Source organism: Bacteroides congonensis, from assembly GCF_900130125.1.
GTDB classification, from domain to species: Bacteria; Bacteroidota; Bacteroidia; order Bacteroidales; family Bacteroidaceae; genus Bacteroides; species Bacteroides congonensis.
In genome coordinates this window covers 277530-303692 of sequence record NZ_FQXY01000011.1, presented here as the reverse complement: position 1 = coordinate 303692, position 26163 = coordinate 277530, and the positions used below count along the sequence as shown (strand labels likewise).

Annotated in this window: 19 protein-coding genes and 1 tRNA gene; 10 read left to right on the top strand and 10 right to left on the bottom strand. The window is 43.9% G+C overall.

The window, feature by feature from the left end; all coding sequences use genetic code 11:
* Positions 1 to 101: 101 nt before the first annotated feature.
* The 4 genes from BQ7997_RS18790 to BQ7997_RS18775 form a co-directional block, all read right to left on the bottom strand.
* Complete coding sequence (locus BQ7997_RS18790) at positions 102 to 5846, bottom strand: alpha-2-macroglobulin family protein (protein WP_073347639.1); 5745 nt, start codon at positions 5844 to 5846, stop codon at positions 102 to 104.
* A 194-nt stretch (positions 5847 to 6040) separates the two neighbouring features.
* Positions 6041 to 6250 carry a DUF3791 domain-containing protein gene (locus BQ7997_RS18785; protein ID WP_022139844.1) on the bottom strand — a complete coding sequence of 70 codons (210 nt, stop codon included), beginning with the start codon at positions 6248 to 6250 and terminating at the stop codon, positions 6041 to 6043.
* 9 nt (positions 6251 to 6259) lie between these two features.
* On the bottom strand, positions 6260 to 6751 hold the full coding sequence (locus tag BQ7997_RS18780) for a DUF3990 domain-containing protein (RefSeq protein WP_022139845.1): 492 nt from the start codon (positions 6749 to 6751) through the stop codon (positions 6260 to 6262).
* 3 nt (positions 6752 to 6754) lie between these two features.
* Positions 6755 to 6976 carry a DUF3791 domain-containing protein gene (locus BQ7997_RS18775; protein ID WP_083589302.1) on the bottom strand — a complete coding sequence of 74 codons (222 nt, stop codon included), beginning with the start codon at positions 6974 to 6976 and terminating at the stop codon, positions 6755 to 6757.
* A 1540-nt stretch (positions 6977 to 8516) separates the two neighbouring features.
* Here BQ7997_RS18775 and BQ7997_RS18765 point away from each other — a divergent pair.
* Positions 8517 to 8948: a hypothetical protein gene (locus tag BQ7997_RS18765; RefSeq protein WP_044656928.1), complete on the top strand. Its 432-nt coding sequence runs from the start codon at positions 8517 to 8519 to the stop codon at positions 8946 to 8948.
* A 631-nt stretch (positions 8949 to 9579) separates the two neighbouring features.
* Here BQ7997_RS18765 and BQ7997_RS18760 read toward each other — a convergent pair.
* Both BQ7997_RS18760 and BQ7997_RS18755 read right to left on the bottom strand, forming a co-directional pair.
* Entirely contained in the window at positions 9580 to 11037 is a 1458-nt protein-coding gene (locus tag BQ7997_RS18760) for an aminoacyl-histidine dipeptidase (protein ID WP_022136998.1), read from the bottom strand.
* Positions 11038 to 11183: 146 nt separating this feature from the next.
* Positions 11184 to 12170, bottom strand: coding sequence for a lysylphosphatidylglycerol synthase transmembrane domain-containing protein (locus tag BQ7997_RS18755; RefSeq protein ID WP_073347636.1), 987 nt, complete (start codon positions 12168 to 12170; stop codon positions 11184 to 11186).
* Positions 12171 to 12285: 115 nt separating this feature from the next.
* Here BQ7997_RS18755 and rsmA point away from each other — a divergent pair, with 115 nt between their 5' ends.
* From rsmA to BQ7997_RS18740, 3 genes are all read left to right on the top strand, one after another.
* On the top strand, positions 12286 to 13074 hold the full coding sequence (gene rsmA, locus BQ7997_RS18750; RefSeq protein WP_022137000.1) for a 16S rRNA (adenine(1518)-N(6)/adenine(1519)-N(6))-dimethyltransferase RsmA: 789 nt from the start codon (positions 12286 to 12288) through the stop codon (positions 13072 to 13074).
* A 9-nt stretch (positions 13075 to 13083) separates the two neighbouring features.
* Positions 13084 to 14424 (top strand): magnesium transporter, encoded by a 1341-nt coding sequence (mgtE, locus tag BQ7997_RS18745; RefSeq protein ID WP_022137001.1) that lies wholly within the window; start codon positions 13084 to 13086, stop codon positions 14422 to 14424.
* Between the two features lie 85 nt (positions 14425 to 14509).
* A complete protein-coding gene (locus BQ7997_RS18740; RefSeq protein WP_073347635.1) occupies positions 14510 to 16363 on the top strand; it encodes a DUF349 domain-containing protein in 1854 nt (617 codons plus the stop codon).
* Positions 16364 to 16563: 200 nt separating this feature from the next.
* Here the strand turns inward: BQ7997_RS18740 and BQ7997_RS18735 are convergent.
* Positions 16564 to 16634: transfer RNA gene (locus BQ7997_RS18735), tRNA-Gln, on the bottom strand.
* Positions 16635 to 16896: 262 nt separating this feature from the next.
* On the opposite strand from BQ7997_RS18735, the gene rsfS reads away from it, so the two are divergent.
* From rsfS to BQ7997_RS18720, 3 genes are read left to right on the top strand one after another with little or no spacing between them, the layout of a single operon-like run.
* Entirely contained in the window at positions 16897 to 17256 is a 360-nt protein-coding gene (rsfS, locus tag BQ7997_RS18730; RefSeq protein WP_073347634.1) for a ribosome silencing factor, read from the top strand.
* A 9-nt stretch (positions 17257 to 17265) separates the two neighbouring features.
* Entirely contained in the window at positions 17266 to 19401 is a 2136-nt protein-coding gene (gene ftsH / locus BQ7997_RS18725) for an ATP-dependent zinc metalloprotease FtsH (RefSeq protein WP_073347633.1), read from the top strand.
* Between the two features lie 34 nt (positions 19402 to 19435).
* On the top strand, positions 19436 to 20284 hold the full coding sequence (locus BQ7997_RS18720) for a phosphatidate cytidylyltransferase (RefSeq protein WP_022136712.1): 849 nt from the start codon (positions 19436 to 19438) through the stop codon (positions 20282 to 20284).
* 106 nt (positions 20285 to 20390) lie between these two features.
* Here BQ7997_RS18720 and BQ7997_RS18715 read toward each other — a convergent pair whose 3' ends face one another.
* The 3 genes from BQ7997_RS18715 to surE form a co-directional block, all read right to left on the bottom strand.
* Positions 20391 to 21158, bottom strand: coding sequence for a NigD1/NigD2 family lipoprotein (locus BQ7997_RS18715; RefSeq protein WP_073347632.1), 768 nt, complete (start codon positions 21156 to 21158; stop codon positions 20391 to 20393).
* 93 nt (positions 21159 to 21251) lie between these two features.
* Complete coding sequence (lpxB, locus tag BQ7997_RS18710; protein WP_073347631.1) at positions 21252 to 22388, bottom strand: lipid-A-disaccharide synthase; 1137 nt, start codon at positions 22386 to 22388, stop codon at positions 21252 to 21254.
* Positions 22389 to 22453: 65 nt separating this feature from the next.
* On the bottom strand, positions 22454 to 23227 hold the full coding sequence (gene surE / locus BQ7997_RS18705; protein ID WP_044654554.1) for a 5'/3'-nucleotidase SurE: 774 nt from the start codon (positions 23225 to 23227) through the stop codon (positions 22454 to 22456).
* A gap of 354 nt (positions 23228 to 23581) precedes the next feature.
* Here surE and BQ7997_RS18700 point away from each other — a divergent pair, with 354 nt between their 5' ends.
* The 3 genes from BQ7997_RS18700 to BQ7997_RS18690 are packed head-to-tail and all read left to right on the top strand — an operon-like array spanning position 23582 to position 26133.
* Positions 23582 to 24346, top strand: a complete 765-nt coding sequence (locus tag BQ7997_RS18700; RefSeq protein WP_022138067.1) for a ParA family protein — start codon at positions 23582 to 23584, stop codon at positions 24344 to 24346.
* A gap of 11 nt (positions 24347 to 24357) precedes the next feature.
* Positions 24358 to 25248, top strand: a complete 891-nt coding sequence (locus BQ7997_RS18695; RefSeq protein WP_022138066.1) for a ParB/RepB/Spo0J family partition protein — start codon at positions 24358 to 24360, stop codon at positions 25246 to 25248.
* Positions 25249 to 26133: a DUF5683 domain-containing protein gene (locus tag BQ7997_RS18690; RefSeq protein ID WP_073347630.1), complete on the top strand. Its 885-nt coding sequence runs from the start codon at positions 25249 to 25251 to the stop codon at positions 26131 to 26133.
* Positions 26134 to 26163: the final 30 nt, after the last annotated feature.

Here is a 26163-nt window from a genome sequence, read left to right as displayed (position 1 = left end):
ATTTTATTTTGGTGCACAAATGTAGCTGTTTTAGATGAGATATCGTATGGATTGAAAGGATTATTAACGGTGAACGTTGACCGTTCACCGTTAATAAATAATTATTTCACTTCTACCGTCATCGAAGCGGAATGAGTGGCATATTCCGGTGCATAGGCACATTGCATGGTTGCCAGCCCCGTCTCGTAAGTACCTGCACGGCTCACACGGTAGCTGTATTCCAACACATATACCCCTTTTCCAAGATGGTCAAAGAAGAAATTGGTGGAAGCATCCTTGATATCCACATAGTAGCCGATACCGTTGTTCCAGCGATAGCCGGAGATGCTGCCGATAGGTTCGAAGCAAGCGCCGCGCTGGTCTTTCAACTGTACAAAGTCCATTGGACGGTCTGCGCGGATGCTCAACCGTGAAACGACCTTATCACCTACCTGAAGCACTGTCTTCGACGTAATCGGTTGCAGTTGCGGCGTATTACCGACCGTGCGTTCCACATACAACTGTTTCTGTACATTCAACTCACCGCCTTGTTGTTTCACATCACGAATGGGCGATTCGTATTCCGCATATACAGCTCCCCACGCAATGCCCGGATTTCTCTTTTCCACTTCAATCTTGCGGGCATCCACCACATCTTTCTGTGTGAACGAACGCTTGATATATCCCAGTCCCGGAACGGTAGTCTTGCTTGGTGAAACCGTTTCCAATACTTCATTAGCAATCACGATACGTACATCACCCTGATTATCGAGCAGATTGGTACCTTTCATCAGCAACGCATACACAGCGTCCGCCGTAGCCACCGGTGAATCCCATTGCTGCGTCTGCTTCTGCTTCAACAGCCAAAGTTTCATCTCTTCCACCGTATCGTTATTGCCGCCAATCAGTTCCAATGCTTCCATCACATCTACATGAGCTTGCATCTTCATTCCGCCCCATGTGTAAGGATTCTCGTTGAAAGCGAAGAACATACCCTGTTCATCCGTTTTCGTCAGATGCTCTTTCAGGGAAGCGACAAATTCCTGCGCTTCTTTCTTATGTCCCGCCTTGTCAAGCACGATAGCCGCAATAGCCTTGGTATCCATCGAAGCCGACGGAAGCAATTCTTTCACTTTGGAGAGATAATAAGCATACGCTGCTTTATTGGCCGCAGGAACCTGTTCACCGGAAATGGCGATAATATATAGATATTGCAGGATACTGCCCGAAACTCCTGTGAACTTCGTCCCCTTTTTCTGCTCTTTCAGAATATTCTTGTATTCTTCCAAAGCCGACTGATGCAGATATTTCAGCGCATTAGTCTGCAAAGTAAGCGCGGTTCCGCTCAACTTCTCACCTGTCAACAAAGCAAGACGGGCGTTCAATTCTGCAATATAAGCGGTAACATAATTACTACCGCTCATACCTTTATACCATGACCATGCACCGCTTGAATTCTGCAATTCCTGCAATCTTGTCAAGGCAGCGATATTGTTGCTGCGGATATTATTCAAATCGAACAACGTAGCGATACGCTCTTTCTGTTGTTCTTCGGTCTGTGCTTCGAGCACCCACGGCGATTCGAACAACAAGATGTTCTTTACTTCCTGATTCTTCTGCAAGTTGCTCAAGAACGTTTCTTTTGTACCACCTTGAAGTTTCCAGCTATCGAATACCGCCTTGATGCGCGGCTGACTGTTCATTATAAATGAAGCCAGTGTATTCGCATAATAGGCAGTAGCCCATGAAATGGCATTGTTATTCACCGGAAGGCTCAAGGAAGGCAATGCCTGAATAGCATACCACGCAGGATTTCCGGTAAATTCAATCGTCAGTTTACGGTCAGTTGCCGTTTTACTGTGCTGATTGAACAAACTATCAAGAGAGAATGTACGGGTTTCTTCCCCGCGCACAGGCATCGGAAGGGTTTCCACCAAATGTTCCTTGTCACTAAGTACCGGAAGCAATTGTTGTTCCCCGTCGCTGAACGTGCCGCTGTCGGCTATCATCCGGCAACCCAGTATCTCGTATTTATCACTTACGGCAAACATGAAATTCACACCCACCGTCTTTCCGGCAGCTATCGAGAATTTCTGCTTTTGCGTACTGATAACCTTTTCCGTCATCGGGTCGAACAGAATCATGCTTACTGTTCCCGCCTGCGGTTTGCCTGTCATATTCGAGATAGAAGCCGCAATCGAAGTCTTATCACCCACACGTACGAAGCGCGGAAGATTAGGAGTCAGCATAAATTCCTTGCTCGTAGTGGCTTCACCGTCCAATGTCCCCGTCAACATTCCCTTTGTATGAGAATATCCGCGGAAGTTCCAACGTGTCAGACTTTCGGGCATGGTGAAAGTGAAAGAGACTTCCCCCTGCTCGTTCGTGCGAAGTTGCGGATAGAAGAAGGCTGTTTCGGCAAGATTTGTACGCAGGTCAGCAGGCGCTTCGGAGAGTGTTTCTTCTCCATATATATTATCAAGTTTACCAAGTACTCCTGTTTGCCCCCATCCTGATTCAAATTCAGCCTCATCAGCAGCTTCGGAGACTGAAACCGGTACATATTTCACTTCCGCCGCATTGCTCCGGCTTGCAACACTTCCTGTCATCGACATCTTTTTCTGAACCGACACACCTCTAATCACCACTCCATCAGCCAAAGACTCCGATAATGCATATACATTTCCTATACCTGACGATATCACGAAATAATCATACGCCATCACCGGCACTTTAAGAGCCTTATTGTTCCACCAATAATTAAATGAATTACCTCCGAAATACCCGCTCATCCAATTAGAATAAGGAAGTATCTGATTATAATAAACCTGAAAATCTTGGCGGCGGTTCCATATTTTGTCGAGTGAAGCATCATACATCGTTGCCAGCATCTCCGCATTGGCGGCTTGTCCTTGCGGCGTCTTAATCGTCAGTTTCCATTCTTCCTTCTGTCCGGGACGCAATTTATCACGGAACACTTCCCACTTCATCGCCAGCGTCTTGTCCGGCAACCGCTTCTTCACCTGAACCTGTTCCTGATAAACTTGTCCGTCTCTTACCATACAGAAGTTCACAAAGATACCGTCGCCATAACTTTCCTGATACGGATAGGTAAAGCGCATAATCGTATCGGACAAATTCAGCGCCTTGCTTTCCAACAGCTTGTCACCGCAGAATACGTTCATCATCACATAAGCATCCTTTTCCGAAGTTCCGAAACAGAACACAGCCGGATGCGTTGCATCAAATTCCGTATTCGGTGCATAGAACCATACGGTAGACTGCACAGGCGGACGTTTGTCTTCCCGTGAGAAAAGCACCGTGTTAGCATCTGCCGTCACTTCTTTTCCCTGATTATCCTTTACCGATGCTTTCAGCACATAAGCTCCCGACGGGATATTCTTCCAGTCGAGCGTCATTTCCTCATTGGAAGTAAATGTCCCTGTCGCTACCGGAGTCTCGCCCGATACCTTGAAATCCTTTTCATTGGCAGGATACAACGCATAGTTTCCTTTCACTTCCACAGGCTGCCCGTTCAGATTCTGCGCTTTAAACACAATATTGAACGGTTTATCCTTACAAGTCTTTTCCTGCAATTCCATCTGCAAGACCAACGAACGGTTGCCCGCCGAAATCACATCCGTAGATGATTGCGTCTCCCCCGCCACATTGGTAGCGGTGGCTTCAACGGAATAGCGGTAATAGACTTTATCATTATTCTTGTAAGCATCGCTCTCTTCCAGGCGAACCGGAATTGTAAATTCCCCATTCGCGTCGGCAATCACTTCTCCTGAAGCAATCTGCGTGGATTCCGAGATTCTCCAAAAACTATAAGTAGAACGCTTCACCGTATATTTCACCGGAAGGTCTTGAAGCAGCACACCACTATAAGACTGTATCTTACCTTTCACTTGTACTTCATCTCCGAGTTTGTAACTTCCGGTCTGTTTCTCAAAAGTGATATCAAATGTCGGACGTTTATAATCCTCTACACGGATGCTCGTCCTGCCATCCCCCGCCGTTAAAGAGAACATCCCGTTCAGGCAGGCGGAAGGTAACGCAAAATCAGCGGTAAATGAACCGAACTCATTGGTACGTACAGACTTTTGTCCCACTTCCTGATTGTTTGCGTCCAATAAAACGACTGTATAATCCTTGTTCGGCAGCACATTGGCAGTATCCGATTTCTGCATATAAGCAATCCCTTTCACATATACCGTCTGTCCCGGACGATACAGGGAACGGTCGGTCAGCAGCGTCATGCTTTCAGTCGCCTTATTTTCATCACCGTAATATCCGAAACTTCCTCCGTAAATACCCTGTCTCGGCATAGCTGTATCCTTTCCTTTCGATGCCTTCAGATAGCGGTATTCGGATTTCCAAGGGAATACGACCTTACCATTTTCTCCGGTCGTGAACTCCTGCAACACTTTTTCGTCATTGCTATACAGCGTGACTTTCGCATTCGGTATAGGATGCCCGGTCTGTCCGTCGAGCGTCGCCACTTCATATTGCTTTTCAGGCAGGCGGCACGTCAACACTTTGAAACGTGTCACGTTAAAGGCGCTTTCGCTATCCCTCTTGGCACGAATATCGGGTACGATACGCATTACATAAGAGCCTAAGTCGGGAGACTTGAAAGTGAATACCGTATCTTGCGAGCGGTAGTCCTCCGGACGAAGAACCGAATAATGTTGTTCCTTCACCAGTTTTTTCGCCTGATACAACCGTACGGTGAAACCATCCAGATTCTTATGTGCAACATTCAACTTTATCTCTTCATTCGGGAAAGCCTGACTTTCCGCCCTGACGTTCAAGTAAGGTGCCAAAATCTCCTCGCGAAGATTCTTCAGCGCATTTATCCTGCGATAATTCGGATAAAGGCGAATCGCTTCGTCACAAAGTTGCAAGGCGTTGACCTGCTGTTGTTTCTCGATGGCATAGCGGGCTTGCGCCAAATAGACTTCCGCAGTGACGGGTTCTGACGCAAACTTACTTTTCAGTGTATTCAATGCAGTCAGAAACGTATCTTCCGTCAATCCCAAAAGTCCTTCCTGTGCCTTGAAAGGTACAAAACTCCTATCCGCATTGCGTCTCCATTCCAAATAATTGAGCGCGGTCAATATATACCCTTCTTTCAGGCCGGCAGCTTTATAAGCGGCAATCATGCTTCCGTAGATGTTTATTATATCTTGCTTCACAAGGGAAGGCGTGTTCTCATTAAAACCGTTGTTCCGCGCCAGTCTTTCTATCTGGTTCAGCGCACTTATGGCACGGGAAGCCAGCAGATGATACATATCATGATGATAGTACTCACTGGTTTCGCCCAGTTCTACAAAAGGAATATAGGTACGCGAGGAAGTTTTGAGCAGCAGTACCGAGTCTGCCAAGGCTTCTTTCGTATTCGTCCGTACTTTCTCGACGAACATATTTGCTGTCCATTCACGCATATCGGTGGAAGGGGTTTCCCCCACGATTTCCGTTCTTCGCCGGAGTTGCCACTGATTTCGGGCGGCATAGTCAGCATAGATTCCTGCTATCAAAGAGTGCAATATAGCACGATCCATGGGTTTGTCCGTCTGCTTCGCCCATTGTTCCAGACCTTTCAGACCGACATAAAAACTATCAGGTGTCAGTGCTTCCTGATTTTTCATCCGCCACATATATGCCTTCAGCATCTGTGCGGAATTCTTCTCCTTCTCTCCTTTCTGATAAATCTCATCAGTCAGTTTTATTACCGTTTTAGGCAAGCTCTTCTTTTGTGCCTGCTCTACATCTTTCCATAATTTGTCGAAAGTTTGTGCCTGCGTTGCCGGAATCATTCCCAGCCATAACAGCACCATCATACAAATCTGTCTTATTTTCATAATCTTTCCAGTTTAAGTTCGCTATAAGTCTCACTGTATAAACAACAAAGTAAAGAAATAAAGTTTAAACAATCACCTTTTTTCACATAAAAAAGCATCCTTCCCGATGGGAGAAAGATGCCACACAAACAAAACAAACGTTCTGATTGAATATCACAGGAACTATATCGACAGATTTCAACCTTTGAGAATTATTACTCTTGTTTCCGCTGTAATTCAAGCATTATTTCATCAGTGATATAATCATCACTCATAGTTATTAGCGGATATTCTTTGTTGAGTAAAAAAGAATAAACCTTACTATTATAGAATAGATTCAATGCCCTTTCCGGAGAGATGTTCAGGCGTTCTGCCAGTTGCATCACGATACGGGTATATTTATTCCACACTAATACATCTATCATAAACCTTTACTATTTTATTATTATACATTCTTCAAAAGAAAGACATTCATCTATGAGTTGCTGATTCAGTATACAGAGCTGATTGTTAGGCTTTTCATAACGTAAACGTCCCAAAGCTATATCTTTGGAAATCTGCCCTTCAATATAATTTTCTATCGTATCAAAGACGCGGTCATTGGCTACACCACCTTCTACTAAATCATATCCAATCCATGGTTTCTTTCCTTGTCGGCTACTAACTATAAAGTCAAGCCATTCACTATTATAGCCCTCAAAACGAAGCAACTTATAATTAGCGGAAGACAGTCTGGCAACATCCAATTCATATACATTGACCATGGCAGAACTATCAGGACGGCGCAGCATCATAACAGATGCCCAACGTTTGGCCTGATTATAGATATCGGTCACATAAAATCCTTTTCCGAAATCAAGATTATCCCGCCCCACTCCTGCCAAAGGATATTGTACCACCAATGTACTTCCATGATAAACTTTCATACTTTATATTCCTTTTTCCTTATTATTATAGTGAGTTTCCCAATTTTCCAATGCCTCTATCAATGTGTCAGCAATGTATTCCTTACTTTGGGTGTGAAGCATATCATATCCTTCCACCAAATAACGTTGGATAAGATTTACTTTCTCCAGACGATTATAAAGAAGCGGAGCCGGAATTCTCATTTTTTGGGCTGCACATTCAATAGCAAAAATAACGAATTCCATTATTTTAGTATTAATATGAAGGGTATTTGCCATAGGCTATATCAATATTTACTAATTGACAAACAACTTTGTTTAAATAATAACACATACAAAGATAGCAATGTTTGCTAAAGATTTCAAGGATCCCAGATAAAATTACCAAATACTTACCGCTAACCTTTGTTGTAAGAATGCCAAAATCTGCTTTTTTGTTACTTATGTCCATACAGCATTTCCGCTTTTCTGGTAGATATTCAGCAAGAATGTGATTCCGACATCCGCAGAACTGATTCAGTCTACAGCCTTCCCATACTCTAGAATAAAAAACAAAATCATTTCTCATATTCACATAGGAAAGTATATTCATCTGATTACTAACCTTATATACAATGAGAATAAAATTATTTACATGCATTTCTCATGGTTTTATCAAGAAAATATGCTTAAATCAATGCATTTCTCATACTATTATCGGCATTTCTCATTCATCAAAAATAGTATTCTCATAGCCTGATCATCAATGCTTAATGAACTGTAGTAAAGCTACCGTTCATTTTCATTATAACTAACTGGCAATCAAAGATTATGCTACTGTAATCAACAGATTTTCAATAAGGCATCTCTATCGTTCCACTCCAGTGAACAGGCTCGTGCACTAGAGTGCACAGTTCTATCTACTAGAGTACACAGGTCTGTCCACTGGAGTGGAATAATACGAATGAAGGCAGGAAAACACAATAATGTCAGTTGTGAAAGATATCTTATCTACCGACTTAACATACAAACTACGACTATATTGACCTATACATATTAGTATCCTGAAACAAGGACAAGCATAATATGCATCATGAGAAATGCGAAACAATGCATGAGAAATACCTTCCCTAAAGGCATTTTAGAGCTATAAACCATGAGAAATACATGTAAAGATTTTAATTCTCATTCATTATATATCTGGTAATCAAATGAATATATTTCGCTATGAGAACATGAGAAATGATTTTGTTTTTTATTCTAGTAGCGCAGAGAGCTTTCCCATATGAATTAATACAAAACTTCTCGCATTTCTTTCCTTATTTCCGATATATTTCAAATAAATCATTTATCTTTGTCATACGCTTTCCGCTCATCAGCGTGATGAATAGGCAGAAAGCGGTTTTTATTTCTTTATGAAGTAAAAGTGTATTATCCTTCGTCTTCTAAAATAGCAAATCTTAGCAAAGAAGGATGATACGGCAGATACTTCACGTGAACGGCTGTATATCAACATATCCGTAAAAGATGTGTTATATATAAACGATTGACGTGGATGTCTGTCGTTATCATTATCTTTTGCGAAGGTATTGCTAGCCTTGAAGATGGATAATGGTGCGACAGCATTCACGTCTTTCTTGTATCCGGTCGGTTTCATAACCCGCAATTATTCCCCAAATCGTCCTCACTCACCGGACGGCAAGAAGTGTGAATGCTCGTTGTACTAATATAAATGAATAAGGCATTTATGGACAAACAGATGCATTATTCACCCCTTATTGTATAACGCGTAAAAAAACAAACAGTTATGGCACAATGGATTACCATAGAAGAAGCAGCCGAGAAGTACGGATTTGAAAAAGAATACGTTTGGATTCTGATAGAAATGAAAGAAATCACCGTATGCTACGAACGACCCGGCGTCGACATCATAGACGACGGAAGTGTTCAGGACTTTATAAACCGGAACAAACACGGGCTTACATTAATGTATATTGAGAAACTAGAGCGATTTTGCATAGACAAATCGAAACTTTGCTCCATATATATGTCACTTTTGGGCAAACAAGACAAGGAAATCGGAATGTATGAAGCAACAAAAAATCAACGCGATACACTACAAACGAGATGCCTTAAACAGTATAAGCGGATATGTAAATTGGAAAAGGAACTGTCACTGGAACAAACAAACTGCCGTAACTGTTGGCTGCGAAGAATATGCCTGAAGATTTGGGGATAATGGTCAGCCTGCCAGAGATATCATAGATACAAAAAAGTGGGGATAGCGTTTTCAATAACGTATCCCCACTATAAACTTAGTTAATGCACTTTTTCTCATTTCTCAATTCTGTACCCCCATGCAAGCATTTCGTTACGACCTACTTCACTGAGGATTTTTCTTACTAAAGAACTCATTTTCTTTGCCATAATCTTTAAACCTTTTAAATTACTAATTCCTGAAAACTAAAACTACTTTTCTTCGTTCGGGAGAGTATTAATTGTTGAATATCCCCAAACATGTACGTCGGCTTCGCCGAACTTTCTAAACAATCTTTTTAACCTTTTCATTTTGTTACCCTTTCATTTACATGTTTTATAACACAAAAATAAGGCCTTTGTTTATAGGTTGTACCTAAAAAAGGCAGAATTTTATGTTTTATAGCATATTAATTGATTTGCATCAATTAATTTAATTCTTAAGAAACTATTTCGTAACATAAATGGCAGTAAACCGATAACAAAGTGGCAGCAAATAAGACAAAAAGGCACGGATGAAATGTCATCCGTGCCTTTTTCTATACGATACCTATTATATAATAGAAAGGAATAAGCTATATAACAGGAAAGAATACGTTATATCATACGTTTTTTTACTTCATTGGAGTCTGTTCCAAAGTTGCTACGAGGAAGTCATAGAACTTCTGTACGGTAGGAATCAATGCTCTTTCGTCCGGCGAGTGCGGAGAACGCAATGTCGGGCCGAAGGAAATCATGTCCAACCCCGGAATGATAGCGCCGATAATACCACATTCCAAACCTGCATGAATCACTTTCACCGCGGGTTCTACTCCAAACTGCTGCTTATAAGATGATTTCATCGCGTGCAGAATCGGTGAATTAACATCGGGCTGCCAACCGGAATAGCCGCCTGTCATCTCTACCTTCATTCCTGCCATAGAGAAACAAGACTCAAGACTGGTAGTCAGATACTCCTTCATGCTATCAGAGGAGCTGCGAGCCAAAATCTTAATAGCCGCCTTGCCTTCGCCAATCGTTATTATAGCAAGATTGGAAGAAGTTTCCACTGTATCGGGCACAGTAGGAATCATACGCGTCACGCCATTCTGACAAGCAAAGATGGCATCAATCAGGTTATCCTGAATTTCTTCGGGCACCTGACCTGCCGGAAGTTCCACACGTTCCGCCGTAAAGCTGATCGGAGTTTCGATAGCCGAATATTCTTCATTGAACAAGTCTTCGCAGTATTTCACCAAGCCCAGCAATTCTTCTTCATTCTCAGCAGGGATAGTAACGATGGCGTGCGCTTCACGTGGAATGGCATTTCGCATATTGCCACCTTCCCAACTAGCCAGACGGGCTTCATAACTGGCAACGGCCTCACGGATAAAGCGAACCAGCAATTTATTGGCATTGGCACGGCCTTCATTGATTTCCAATCCGGAATGTCCGCCACGCAAGCCTTTCAAGGTAACTTTTACAGCGATGTCGCCTGCTTCGGGAGCTACTTCCTTATATTCCAATGTAGCAGTGACGTCCATACCGCCGGCACAACCGATGTACAGTTCGCCTTCGTCTTCCGAGTCGAGGTTCAGAAGGATTTCCCCATTCACCGTACCCGGTTTCAATCCGAATGCACCGAACATTCCGGTTTCTTCGTCTTTGGTGATGAGGGCTTCCAACGGGCCGTGTTTCAGGTCTTTGGCTTCCAGTACGGCCATGATGGCAGCTACGCCAAGTCCGTTGTCAGCACCTAGGGTAGTGCCTTTCGCTTTCACCCAGTCGCCATCTATATACGTTTCAATCGGGTCTTTTTCAAAATCATGCACGGTATCGTTGTTCTTTTGAGGAACCATATCCATATGCGCCTGAAGAATTACACCTTTCCGGTTTTCCATGCCCGGAGTCGCAGGTTTGCGGATAATCACGTTGCCTGCTTCGTCAACAAACGATTCCAGCCCCAGGCCTTTTCCGAAATTAATCAGGAAGTCAGTCACTTTTTCCATATGTCCTGACGGACGGGGAATTTGAGTCAACGAATAAAAATGCTTCCACACGTTCTGTGGAGCTAAAGAAAGAATTGTACTCATAACAAATATTTTAAAACTGTTTTAAATCTAATAATTAAACAGTGGCAAGTTATGGAAAAGTTTTCAGATGACAAAGGACGTTAGCAAAAACATTCATTCCAAAGCCAACATTCGCATATCATCCAAGTAGATTCTTTAAGAAAATATCATTCCCGATGCCTATTGGTAAACGGTAAAGCTGCAAAGCCATAGATACCCAGCAAAACGACCAGAAGGGTTTGGATACCGTGTACAATCAAGGCAAAGACTCCGGCATCCACTTCATTAACCCCATAAAACATCATCATGGAAATGATGGCGAAGTGCCACGGCCCCGCCCCGTTGGGAGTAGGTACAATTACGGCGAATGTACCGACTACAAACATGACCAATGCCGCCATCATGTCCAGGTGAGCGGTGAAAGCGAAGCAATAGAATGTAAAATAGAAATGGAAAAAGTAGCATGCCCAAATGGCCAATGTATAAAAAATAAAGAGGGGGATATTGCGCACGCCCTTCAACGACATGATGCCTTCCCAAATATTAAGTACAAAGCCTTTCACTTTTTCGTAGAAAAACAATGTCTTTCTTAAATAATAAAGAAGTACTCCCACCCCGATAAAACAAAACAGGACAATGTAAAACCAAACAGACGTCAGAAGATGCAGAAGGGAAGGTATCTTCGTTCCGGTCTGCTGAAGGAAAGTGACAAATACCGGCATTTGCAGCAATACGGTAACGCCTGTTATCAGAAGGATGGTCAGTGTATCGACCAGCCGTTCGGTCACAACCGTCCCCAGTGATTTGGCAAATGACACATTGTCATATTTGGCTAATATGCCACAGCGGCTCACTTCGCCGATTCTAGGGATAACCAGACTGGCCGCATAAGAGACAAAGATAGCGTTCACACAATCGCTTCTTTTCGGAAAAGCGTCCAGCGGATCCAGCGTCTGCCGCCATCGCCAGCCACGAAACACTTGGGCAAGGACTCCGAACAATAGTGAGAAAAGCATCCACCACCAGTTTGTGCCGTGCATCAATACATCGCCCACCTTTGCAAAATCAAAGTCGCGATATACCCAAAACAAGATAAAGCCGCCCAAAACAATCGGTAACACTAGCTTCAGCGTCTTTTTTAATAGTTTCTCCATTCTTTATTCTTCGATTAGCTACGCCGGCACATCATTTATTTTTTTAAATAGTGGCACGTTCTTCATTTAAAAGAATTACCTTTGTCGGCTGCAAAAGTAATTATTTAGTTGGTAAATGAAATTAGTAAAGCCTAAAAAGTTTCTCGGACAGCACTTTCTGAAAGATTTGAAAGTTGCGCAGGATATTGCCGATACCGTCGACACCTTCCCGGAATTGCCTATTCTCGAAGTGGGGCCGGGCATGGGAGTATTGACCCAGTTTCTGGTAAAAAAAGACCGGTTGGTGAAAGTCGTGGAAGTTGACTATGAATCGGTTGCCTATCTCCGCGAAGCCTATCCGTCACTGGAAGACCATATCATCGAGGACGACTTTCTGAAGATGAACCTCAACCGGTTGTTCGACGGCAAACCTTTCGTCCTGACCGGTAATTACCCGTATAATATCTCCAGCCAGATTTTTTTCAAGATGCTGGACAATAAGGATATTATACCCTGCTGCACAGGTATGATTCAGAAGGAAGTGGCCGAACGTATCGCCGCCGGCCCCGGCAGCAAGACGTATGGCATCCTCAGCGTACTGATACAGGCATGGTACAAAGTGGAATATCTGTTCACGGTGAGCGAGCATGTATTCAATCCGCCCCCAAAAGTGAAAAGTGCCGTTATCCGAATGACGCGCAACGACACGAAAGAGTTGGGATGCGACCCGAAACTGTTCAAGCAAGTGGTGAAAACAACTTTCAACCAACGCCGCAAGACATTGCGCAACTCCATCAAGCCGATTTTAGGAAAAGACTGTCCGCTGACAGAAGACATATTATTCAATAAACGCCCGGAGCAACTATCGGTAGAAGAATTTATCGACTTGACCAATAAAGTGGAACAAGCATTAAAACTTTTATGATCGACAACAATGAACGAGGAATACATTGACAACGTAAAGCATCTTATCGAACAGAAAGAGGAAGATAAGGTAAAAGAACTTCTCATCGACCTTCATCCGGCCGACATCGCTGAATTATGCAACGACCTGAACCCGGAAGAAGCCAAGGCAGTCTACCGGCTGCTCGATAACGAGGTAGCCGCCGACGTACTGGTCGAGATGGACGAGGACGCCCGTAAGGAACTTCTCGAAATGCTTCCTTCGGAGACTATCGCCAAGCGTTTCGTCGACTACATGGATACGGATGATGCCGTAGACCTGATGCGTGAACTTGACGAGGACAAACAGGAAGAGGTTCTTTCACACATTGAAGATATCGAACAGGCGGGAGATATCGTTGACTTGTTGAAGTATGACGAGAATACCGCCGGTGGTTTGATGGGTACGGAAATGGTGCTTGTCAATGAGAACTGGAGTATGCCCGAATGTCTGAAAGAAATGCGCCAACAGGCGGAAGAACTGGACGAAATCTATTATGTGTATGTCATCGACGATGACGAACGTCTGCGGGGTATTTTTCCATTGAAGAAGATGATTACTTCTCCGTCTGTATCGAAAGTGAAACATGTGATGCAGAAAGACCCGACTTCCGTACATGTGGATACGCCTATCGACGAAGTGGTGCAGGCGATTGAGAAATATGACCTGGTGGCGATTCCCGTTGTCGACAGTATCGGCAGGCTTGTCGGGCAAATCACCGTCGACGACGTCATGGACGAAGTCCGTGAACAGTCGGAACGTGACTACCAGTTGGCTTCCGGTCTTTCACAGGACGTAGAAACCGATGACAACGTGCTCAAACAGACAACGGCACGTCTTCCGTGGCTGCTTATCGGTATGATTGGCGGAATCGGGAACTCCATGATATTAGGTAATTTCGACTCTACTTTCGCGGCTCATCCCGAGATGGCATTATATATCCCGCTCATCGGCGGTACGGGTGGAAATGTCGGTACACAATCTTCGGCCATCATCGTGCAGGGATTGGCTAACAGTTCACTGGACGCCAAAGACACTTTCAAGCAAATCACGAAAGAAGCAGTGGTGGCTTTAATCAATGCCACTATTATTTCGTTATTGGTATATACTTACAACTTTATCCGGTTCGGCGCGACGGCTACGGTCACTTATTCCGTATCCATCAGCTTGTTTGCCGTGGTGATGTTCGCTTCTATTTTCGGAACACTGGTACCGATGACGCTTGAGAAACTAAAAATCGACCCTGCCATCGCGACAGGCCCCTTTATAGCCATTACAAATGACATCATCGGTATGATGTTGTACATGGGAATTACGGTTTTATTGTCATAAAAACAAGATAAACAAAAAAAAATAAGCGAAATAGTATGAAGTAATCGTTTTATTTCATTAATTTGTGACCCAAAACTAATATACAATGATGGACGCTCATGACACTAATCAACCCTTGAACCAAGGGGAATTAGAAGAAGAAAAGAAAACAGCCGAGGTTTCTGAACCTATTACAGAGACTCCGACTGAAGAAGTTACTGCCGAAGTTCAACCTGAAGCAGCTCCTAAACCTGCCACGAAGGAAGATGTACTAAACCTGTTGAAAGAGCTTGCGCAGGATGCCGAGAATGCGAACAAGCAGGAAATTGACAATCTGAAACAATCATTCTACAAGTTACATAATGCCGAACTGGAAGCTGCCAAAAAGGAGTTTACAGACAACGGTGGCGCGGTTGAGGACTTTGCCCCGCAAGAAGACCCGACAGAAGAAGAGTTCAAGCGTCTGATGGGAGTCATCAAAGACAGGCGAAGCAAACTGGTTGCCGAGCAGGAACGACAGAAGGAAGAGAATCTGCAAGTTAAACTTTCCATTATCGAAGAACTGAAGGAGTTGGTGGAATCCGGAGACGATGCCAACAAGTCTTATACAGAATTCAAGAAGCTGCAACAGCAATGGAATGAGACGAAATTGGTTCCGCAAGGCAAAGTGAATGAACTTTGGAAGAATTACCAATTATATGTAGAGAAGTTCTACGATTTGTTGAAACTGAATAACGAATTCCGCGAATATGACTTCAAGAAGAACCTGGAAATAAAGACGCATCTCTGCGAAGCTGCCGAAAAACTGGCTGACGAGGAAGATGTGGTTTCCGCTTTCCACCAACTTCAGAAATTGCATCAGGAATTCCGTGATACGGGCCCGGTAACGAAAGAGTTGCGCGATGAAATCTGGAACCGCTTCAAGGCTGCGTCTACGATTGTCAACCGCCGTCACCAACAGCACTTCGAAGCCCTGAAGGAAGTGGAACAGCATAACTTGGATCAGAAGACCGTTATCTGCGAAATCGTAGAAGCGATAGAGTATGCCGAACTGAAAACATTCTCTGCATGGGAGAACAAGACGCAGGAAGTGATTGCTTTGCAGAACAAATGGAAGACCATCGGTTTTGCCCCGCAAAAGATGAATGTGAAGATTTTCGAACGTTTCCGCCATGCCTGCGATGATTTCTTCAAGAAAAAAGGAGAATTCTTCAAGAGCCTGAAAGAGGGAATGAACGAGAACCTGGAGAAGAAGAAAGCGCTCTGCGAACAAGCGGAAGCCCTGAAAGACAGCACTGACTGGAAAACGACTGCCGACGCGTTGACCAAGCTCCAAAGAGAATGGAAAACGATTGGCCCGGTATCCAAGAAACACTCGGACGCTGTCTGGAAACGTTTCATCTCTGCATGCGATTACTTCTTTGAACAGAAGAACAAGGCCACTTCTTCCCAACGTTCTGTTGAAATAGAGAATATGGAGAAAAAGAAGGCATTGATTGAAAAGTTATCTGCCATCGACGAAAACATGGATACGGAAGAAGCCAACACGCTCGTCCGCGACTTAATGAAAGAGTGGAATTCTATCGGCCATGTACCTTTCAAAGAAAAAGACAGACTGTACAAACAGTATCATACGGTCATCGACCAACTGTTTGACCGCTTTAATATCAACGCTTCCAACAAGAAGCTGAGCAACTTCCGTTCGAATATCAGCAATATACAAGGCAGCGGCTCACAATCCCTGTACAGAGAGCGTGAAAAGTTGATGCGCGCCTATGAGAACATGAAGAATGAGCTTCAGACGTATGAAAACAATCTGGGCTTCCTTACTTCCACTTCCAAGAAAGGCAGCAGCCTGCTGACTGAATTGAACCGCAAGGTGGACAAGTTGAAAGCTGACCTGGAATTGGTATTGCAGAAAATCAAGGTGATTGATGAATCTATAAAGGCGGAAGAATAACCTTTCGGTCGATTCTGAGAATTATTTGATTCAGAGGATATAAATAAACAGGTCTTATCACCTATGAAAGTGATAAGACCTGTTTTTCTGTTGTTTACAGCATGATTCAATCTTTCTTGAATATAACTTTCTAAAAACGGAAAGCCCTGCAAGAATTGACTCCTTACAGGGTTATATTTCCTTTATTGACATTTTTCCAGTTGGGCTACCTGGATTCGAACCAGGAATGACAGGACCAGAATCTGTAGTGTTACCATTACACCATAGCCCAATGATTTTCGTTTGCGGGTGCAAAGATACAAATAATTTGGGATTTCAAAACATTTCTGCTGTTTTTTTTGCTAAAATCTTCAAATTAGCTTTTCATTAGCAAGTATCTCCACTAAAAAACACAAAAATTGGGGTATAACTTTCTTGTATCCAATAAATCAGCGTATATTTGTCAAAAATATCACGTTTATAATCAGAAACAAAGGACAGTCTTTTTTTGTTATAAACTAAAAGAACATGAATTATTAATTTCAATTGCAAGAATGAACGATACTAAAGTATTAATTGAAAAAATAAAAGAAGGAATCCAAGAGAAAAAAGGTAAAAACATAACTATTGCCGATTTAACCAGTATAGAAGATACCATCTGTAAATATTTCGTTATCTGTCAGGGAAACTCTCCCAGCCAAGTGAGTGCCATCGTAGATTCAATCAGAGAATTTACACGCAAAGGCGCTGATACCAAGCCTTTTGCGATTGACGGACTTCGGAATGCCGAATGGGTTGCCATGGACTATTCTGATGTATTGGTACATGTCTTTTTGCCGGAAGTCAGAGGTTTCTACAATCTCGAACATCTTTGGGCGGATGCCAAACTTACTCAAATCCCCGATTTAGACTAATTTACGATTATGGACAATAATAATAGCAATAATAACAATGGCAATAAACCTAACAATAAGGTTAATTTGCCGAAGTTCAATCTGAACTGGATGTATATGATTATTGCCCTGATGCTTCTCGGCCTCTGGTGGGGCAGTGATTCAAAGGGTGCTGGAAGCAAAGCTGTTACTTATAGCGAGTTACAGGATTACGTTAAAAATGGATATATCAGCAAGGTGTTGGGCTATGAAGATAAGTCTATCGAAGCGTATCTGAAACCGACTGCCGTAGGTGCCGTGTTCGGTGCAGACTCTACAAAGGTAGGACGCAACCCTATCATTACGAGTAGAGCGCCGTCTACCGATAAGTTGGAGGAATTCTTGCAGGCTGAAAAAGAAGCCGGGCACTTTGACGGTACATCGGATTATCCGCCCAAGTCGGATATATTCCCTGCTATCCTGATTCAGATACTTCCTCTTGTATTGCTGGTTGCCCTATGGATATTCTTCATGCGCCGCATGAGCGGTGGTGGCAGCGGTGGCCCCGGCGGTGTGTTCAATGTAGGAAAATCAAAAGCACAACTTTTTGAAAAAGGTGGTTCTATCAAAATCACATTCAAGGATGTGGCAGGTTTGGCAGAAGCCAAGCAGGAAGTGGAAGAAATTGTGGAGTTCCTGAAAGAACCGCAGAAATATACAGACCTGGGTGGTAAAATTCCTAAAGGCGCATTGTTGGTAGGCCCTCCGGGAACCGGTAAGACGTTGCTTGCAAAGGCTGTTGCCGGTGAAGCGAATGTGCCTTTCTTCTCTTTGGCGGGTTCTGACTTCGTGGAAATGTTCGTGGGTGTAGGTGCATCCCGTGTCCGCGACTTGTTCAAGCAGGCAAAGGAAAAGGCTCCCTGTATCGTCTTTATTGATGAGATTGATGCTGTGGGACGTGCACGTGGCAAGAACCCTGCAATGGGTGGAAATGATGAACGCGAGAACACGTTGAACCAGTTGTTGACAGAGATGGATGGCTTCGGTTCCAACAGCGGTGTTATCATTCTGGCTGCTACCAACCGTGTAGACGTGTTGGATAAAGCGCTGCTCCGTGCCGGACGTTTTGACCGCCAGATACATGTAGACCTGCCCGACCTGAACGAACGTAAGGAAGTATTCGGCGTACATTTGCGCCCGATTAAGATAGATGATACAGTGGACGTAGATTTGCTGGCACGCCAGACTCCGGGATTCTCCGGTGCGGATATTGCCAATGTCTGCAATGAAGCGGCATTGATTGCAGCCCGTCACGGCAAAAAGTTCGTAGGCAAACAGGATTTCTTGGATGCTGTCGACCGTATCATCGGTGGTCTGGAAAAGAAAACCAAAATTACAACGGAAGCCGAAAGACGTTCTATTGCCCTGCATGAAGCGGGTCACGCTTCTATCTCCTGGTTGTTGGAATATGCCAACCCGCTGATTAAGGTAACGATTGTTCCTCGCGGACGCGCGTTGGGCGCTGCCTGGTATTTGCCGGAAGAGCGTCAGATTACGACTAAGGAACAGATGCTTGACGAAATGTGTGCAACTCTTGGCGGACGCGCGGCTGAAGATTTATTCATGGGTCGTATCTCAACAGGGGCCATGAACGACTTGGAGAGAGTGACAAAACAGGCATATGGCATGATTGCTTATCTAGGTATGAGCGACAAGTTGCCGAACCTGTGTTATTATAATAATGAAGAATATTCTTTCAACCGTCCATATAGCGAAAAGACCGCCGAACTCATTGACGAAGAAGTCAAGAAAATGGTGAACGAGCAGTATGAACGTGCCAAGCAAATTCTGTCCGAACATAAAGAAGGACACAACAAACTGACACAGTTACTGATTGACAAAGAAGTTATCTTTGCGGAAGACGTTGAACGTATCTTCGGAAAACGTCCATGGGCGTCCCGTTCGGAAGAAATCATGGCTGCGAAAGAAAGCCAGGATGCTGCGAAAGCTGAAAGGGAACTAGCTGAAAAGCTGAAAGGAGAAGAAAAAGAAATCAAAGAAGAGGAAGCTGAAAATACCGCAGAGGAAAAAGCTGCCGCTACGGGAACGAAAGTAACCGCGCAAGGAACGAAAGTGACTGTAGAGAGAAATACGTCTACGGGAGCAGAAACGAATGAGGAAAAATAAGCTGTCCAAATCCAACTAATTAAACACGCTGATTTTGATTAACAATTTTATAAAACGAGCTATTACGGGTGTACTCTTCGTTGCCATCCTGGTGGGGTGCATCCTTTACAACCCATTAAGTTTTGGCATCCTGTTCACTATCATCAGTGCGCTGACTATATATGAATTTGGCCAGTTGGTTAATATGCGGGCTGAAGGAGTCAATATTAACAAGATGATTACGATGTTGGGCGGAGCCTATTTATTCCTTGCAATAATGGGATTCTGCACAAATGAAGGACAGGAAGGTTCGAAGATTTTCATTCCGTATGTACTTCTACTCCTCTATATGATGATTAGTGAATTGTATCTGAAGAAAGAGAATCCGATACTCAACTGGGCTTATTCCATGTTCAGCCAATTGTATATCGGTCTGCCTTTTGCCATGTTGAATATATTAGCATTCAATTATGACCCGACATACAGCAGTGTTTCTTACAATCCGATTTTACCGTTATCCATCTTCATTTTCCTTTGGTTGAATGACACAGGTGCATATTGCATCGGCTCGCTTATCGGCAAACACAGACTGTTTGAACGTATTTCACCAAAGAAATCCTGGGAAGGCTCTATCGGCGGCGGAGTGGTAGCTATCGGAGTTTCTTTTGTACTGGCTCACTATTTCCCGTTCATGTCCATGTGGGAATGGGCAGGACTGGCATTGGTGGTTGTCATATTCGGTACATGGGGTGACCTGACGGAATCATTGCTCAAACGACAGTTGCACGTTAAGGATTCGGGAACAATTCTTCCGGGACATGGCGGAATGCTCGATCGGTTTGACAGTGCTTTGATGGCTATTCCAGCGGCAGTTGCTTATATATACGCATTGACGTGGTTTTAATCCGGACTTCTTTCAAAAGAATAAAATTGCAATAAAATAATAAAGGTCAGGACTTCTTTGGAAAATGTCCCGACCTTTTTCACACACAGCAAATCATAGTTAGAGGTTATCGGATTGAAGAAGTAGAATGTACATCCTTCGCTTTTTCCGGTACACCTACCGGATGATCCAAGTCAAGCACAATCACTCTGCCTTCTCCATTATCTTTTGAGTTTATTGTAACCTTAAAACCTTTTGGTGCCACCCAGGAATCTTTTGGTGTCGGATAGAATTTCTCCAAATTATAAGAAACTCGTCCCCATCCCCAATAACCGGTCTTGTCATCATACGTATTATAGCGCAGTTCCAAGTGTACATAACCGTCATCCGCCACTTTTAGAGGTGTCGGTTCTTCCGCACCAATCAGGTTTTGTACAAGGCTGATACGATGTTTTTCAGAGCGGGGAATATCCTGGCGGAAGATAACATTCAGAAACTTTCCACCCAACCACATATCGCCTTGATAAATCAAGATAGGGTCATTCCCGAATTCTTCGGACTCTTCTTCAGTTTTCATCTCTTCCACTTCTTTAGTCAACACATCCTGAATCCCTTCCATCTTCACCTGAACTCCCCCTTCCACATCATACAGAGGATTGAAGAAGGCAACTACACGTTCACCATCTACCGGCTTGTACCAGGGAATAGAAGTACTGACCGGATCAATCATTCCCCAACGGTCACCTTCCAAATAATATCCACCGCCACCGGTTGCATGAACTGTCGCCCAGTCCCAACTAAAATCTCCTATCGAATAACCGTCATCATCACATGACTGTAACATCGGCACTAATGCCAGCAATAAAATACCTAAAAGCCACTTAATTTTTCTCATATTGTTTTTCCTTTCTTTTTTAACCTTCTGTACTATAAATAAAAAAGCCGTGCAAATATTGCATCGGCTTTACGTTTATTCAGAAAAAGAAAGTTATTTTTTCAACAGGGCTAGCATTTCACGCGCTGCATGACGGGGAGCACCGGCAGGGCCTAACCGTTCTGCCATATACTCATATTCTTTAAACATCTGTTTTCTATACTTTTCATTTCCAAGTATATTCTTCAATTCCTGCTGTATATTCTTTATGGTCATTGTGTCCGCCACCAACTCTTTCACCACTTCACGGTCGGCAATCAGATTGACCAATGAAATAAATCTCACCGTCAGAATATGACGCCGCAAGAATGAAATGACTTTCCCGATAGGAGTATGATAACAAACGACCTGGGGAACGCGGAACAAAGCCGTCTCAAGAGTAGCTGTACCCGAAGTGACCAAAGCCGCGTTCGCATGCTGCAAAAGCCGATATGTCTGATCGAAGATTATTTTCACTTTCGCATCGCCCATGTATTGCTTGTAGTATTCGGGAGCAATGGCAGGAGCTCCTGCCAAAACAAGTTGATAATCAGAAAAAGCGGATGCCGCCTTCAACATATCCGGCAGATTATCCTTAATCTCCTGTTTCCGGCTTCCCGCCAAAAGGGCAATTATCGGCTTATTCTCCAATTGGTTCTCCGCTATAAATGCTTCAAAGTCTTTCGGATGTGCTTCCTGATACGCAGTAACTTCATCTACCGTAGGATTGCCTACATAATGAATGGGGTACTGGTGTTTTCCTTCGAAAAATTCCACTTCGAAAGGAAGGATAGAGAAAAGCTCGTCCACATCACGCTTTATATTCTTGATACGGTACTCTTTCCATGCCCATATCTTCGGAGAAATATAATAGTAAACCGGAATCTGCGTCCTGGCATGCACGAATTTGGCAATATCGAGGTTGAACCCCGGATAGTCCACCAAGATTACTACATCAGGATTCCAGGAAACGATATCTTCCTTGCAACGTTTCATGTTCGCAAAAATGGTGCGCAGATGAAGCAATACGGGAATAAAACCCATATAAGCCAATTCCTTATAATGCTTTACCATTGTTCCGCCGACAGCAGCCATCAGGTCGCCCCCGAAAAAACGGAAATCAGCCTGCGGGTCTTCCGCTTTCAGGGCAGACATCAGATGAGATGCGTGCAAGTCGCCGGATGCTTCGCCGACAATCAGATAATACTTCATATTTAATAGATTACAGATAATGAAGAATAAAGAATGAGGAAAAGAATGTCATTCATTCTCCATTATCACTTGTCCGTTATCCATTTGTTCAATTCGTCGATAAAGTCATATGCCGTCACATCAACGGTAGTCGGAGTGATAGCCACATAGCCATTTGCCAGTGCCCAGTGGTCGTTCTTCTCGTTTTCGGGTTCATGGTCGGTAAATTCACCCGCCAGCCAGAAATAATTCGGGTCGGTCAGACGGGGACAAGCAGTCCATTCGTTGCTCCAATGCCCTTTTGCTTGTTCACAGACCTTTATTCCTTTTATATCAGTTGTATCCGGAAAGTTCACATTAAGACAAGTCAGAGCGGGAAGTCCTTTTTCCAGTACCATCGCGGCAATGCTGCGGATGTAAGGGCCGGCAGCATCAAAATCGGCATCCTGCTCATGGTTGCACAAAGAGAAGCCTATGGAAGGAATCCCATTCAGGCAACCCTCAATCACCACTCCCATTGTACCGGAATAATGCACATTTGAGGCCGAATTATCTCCGTGGTTGATACCACCGACTACCAGATCCGGCATTCGGTCGAGTACTGTGTTTCGTGCCAGTTTGATACAATCGGTCGGTGTACCCGTGCATTTATAGACCGTCAATCCTACTTCTTTCTTGACCAGTTGATAATGAACAGGCTGCGTCACCGTCAGCGCACAACCGCTGCCCGAACGTGGGGAATCAGGTGCCATTACTACAATTTCCCCCAAAGGGCGAAGAAACTTCACCAGTTCATTAATACCTTTAGCCATCACGCCATCGTCATTCGATACGAGTATCAACGGCTTTTCATTTTCCATATATTCAATCCTTTCCTTTTTAATATCCGCACAAAAGTAGCAAAAAGAAGCCGTACTGCCAAACCCTCTACTCATCAGATGAAAAGTATCTTCCCACCCCCACTCTTACCCGTTTACAAATCTTAATCTTCTGCAAGCGAGCAAAAAAAGAAATAAATATCCAATATAAATATGTATATTTGCAGGCTCACAAAGAGAAAAGTAGATGAGTAACCTGTCTTGGTTTTGTGGCTGTTTCGTCCGACAGTTATTAACAAAACAGGTGACTTATCAACAGAAATTGCAAAGTTTCTCTTTTTTCGTAGGCGCTCTAAGGATTTATCACTTATTTCGCTGCCAATAAATTTAGAGAATATGGGAAAAATTATTGCTTTGGCCAATCAAAAAGGCGGTGTAGGAAAGACTACGACTACGATTAACCTCGCAGCCTCACTTGCTACACTCGAAAAGAAGGTACTCGTGATAGATGCCGACCCGCAAGCGAATGCCTCTTCCGGACTGGGAGTAGACATCAAGCAGTCGGAATGCACTATCTATGAATGCATTATTGACAGAGCCAACGTACAGGACGCTATCCTCGACACAGAAATTGATTCTTTAAAAGTAATCTCTTCGCACATCAATCTTGTAGGAGCAGAGATTGAAATGCTGAACCTCCCAAACCGCGAAAAGATTCTGAAAGAAGTGCTCACACCCTTGAAGAAAGAATATGACTATATCCTGATAGACTGTTCGCCTTCATTAGGACTTATTACGATTAATGCCCTGACAGCGGCGGACTCGGTGATTATCCCCGTGCAAGCCGAATATTTCGCTCTCGAGGGTATCAGCAAACTGCTGAACACCATCAAAATCATCAAATCGAAACTGAATCCGGCTCTTGAAATCGAAGGTTTCCTGCTCACGATGTACGACTCACGTCTGCGCCAGGCGAACCAGATATACGATGAAGTGAAACGCCACTTCCAGGAACTGGTGTTCAACACCGTTGTCCAACGGAATGTCAAACTGAGCGAGGCTCCCAGCTACGGTATCCCGACCATCCTTTACGATGCGGACTCTACCGGCGCCAAGAACCACCTAGCTCTTGCTAAAGAGATTATCAACCGGAATAAATAAAAGAAGAAGATATGGCAACACCAAAAAGAAATGCATTAGGACGCGGACTCGACGCCTTGCTCTCGATGGATGACGTGAAAACCGAAGGTTCTTCTTCCATTAATGAAATAGAGTTGGCAAAGATTGCCGTCAATCCCAACCAGCCGCGCCGTGAGTTTGACGAAACGGCTTTGCAGGAACTGGCTGACTCGATTGCCGAAATCGGCATTATCCAACCTATTACTTTGCGTAAAGTCTCGGACGATGAATATCAGATTATCGCCGGAGAACGCCGTTACCGTGCTTCGCAAAAAGCGGGACTGAAAACAATCCCTGCTTACATCCGCACCGCCGACGACGAGAACATGATGGAAATGGCGCTGATTGAAAACATACAGCGTGAAGACCTGAATGCCGTAGAAATCGCACTTGCCTACCAGCATCTGCTCGACCAGTATGAACTGACACAGGAACGCTTGAGCGAACGTATCGGCAAAAACCGTACGACAATCGCCAACTACCTGCGCCTGCTGAAACTGCCGGCTCCCATACAGATGGCATTGCAAAACAAACAGTTGGACATGGGGCATGCACGTGCGCTCATTTCACTGGGCGACCCCAAACTACAAGTTAAAATATTCGAAGAGATACAAGAGCACGGATATTCTGTCCGTAAAGTAGAAGAAATTGTTAAATCATTAAGCGAAGGAGAAGCTGTGAAAAGCGGTACGCGGAAAATAACTCCGAAACGTGCCAAACTTCCGGAAGAGTTCAACTTATTGAAACAACAACTCTCGGGCTTTTTCAACACCAAGGTACAACTCACTTGCTCTGAAAAGGGGAAAGGAAAGATCAGTATTCCGTTCGGCAACGAAGAGGAACTGGAGCGTATCATGGAAATCTTCGATACGTTAAAGAAGTAAATGACTAGAATAAGTAAGAAATATCAGTTACCCGTCATCGCCCTGCTTCTCTGTTTTCTACAGGTGGCAGGGATTGATGTGTATGCACAATCCACTGTCACTCCGGTGCAGAAAGACACAACTATCATACAGCGGGAAGCGCCGAAAGCCCGTGCACGAAGGCATCGTGAACCGGCGGCGCAGGACTCGCTGAAGAAAGATTCCATCCGGATTATACCGTCCAAGGAACTTCCTTCCATCGATAGCCTGTCGGCTGCCAGGATACAGATAGCGGACAGCCTGGACGCAGTGAACAAGAAGGAGTTGAAAAAGATAGAGCAACCCGCATCTATCGTTGTCAAGACAGACACAGTTCCGCCCACACAGGATATTAACAAGAAGATATTTGTCCCGAATCCGACCAAAGCGACCTGGCTGGCAGTCGTATTCCCCGGCGGCGGACAGATTTACAACCGTAAATACTGGAAGCTACCTATTATATATGGCGGATTTGCCGGTTGTGCGTATGCATTGAGTTGGAACGGCAAGATGTACAAGGACTACTCACAAGCCTATCTGGACATCATGGACAGCAATCCGAACACTAAAAGTTACGAGGATTTGCTGCCACCCAACGCTACTTACAACGAGGAGCAGTTGAAAAATACATTAAAGCGAAGAAAAGATATGTTCCGGCGTTACCGGGATCTTAGTATATTTGCATTTATCGGAGTTTATCTTATCTCCATCATCGACGCGTATGTGGATGCAGAGTTGTCCAACTTCGATATAACTCCCGACCTGAGTATGAAAGTAGAACCGGCTGTTATCGACAATAACAATCAGTTCCGCTCGAGTAGCCTGAAGAACAAGTCGGTTGGCTTGCAATGCGTATTACGATTTTAAAAAACACAATTTAGATTGATCTTATTATTG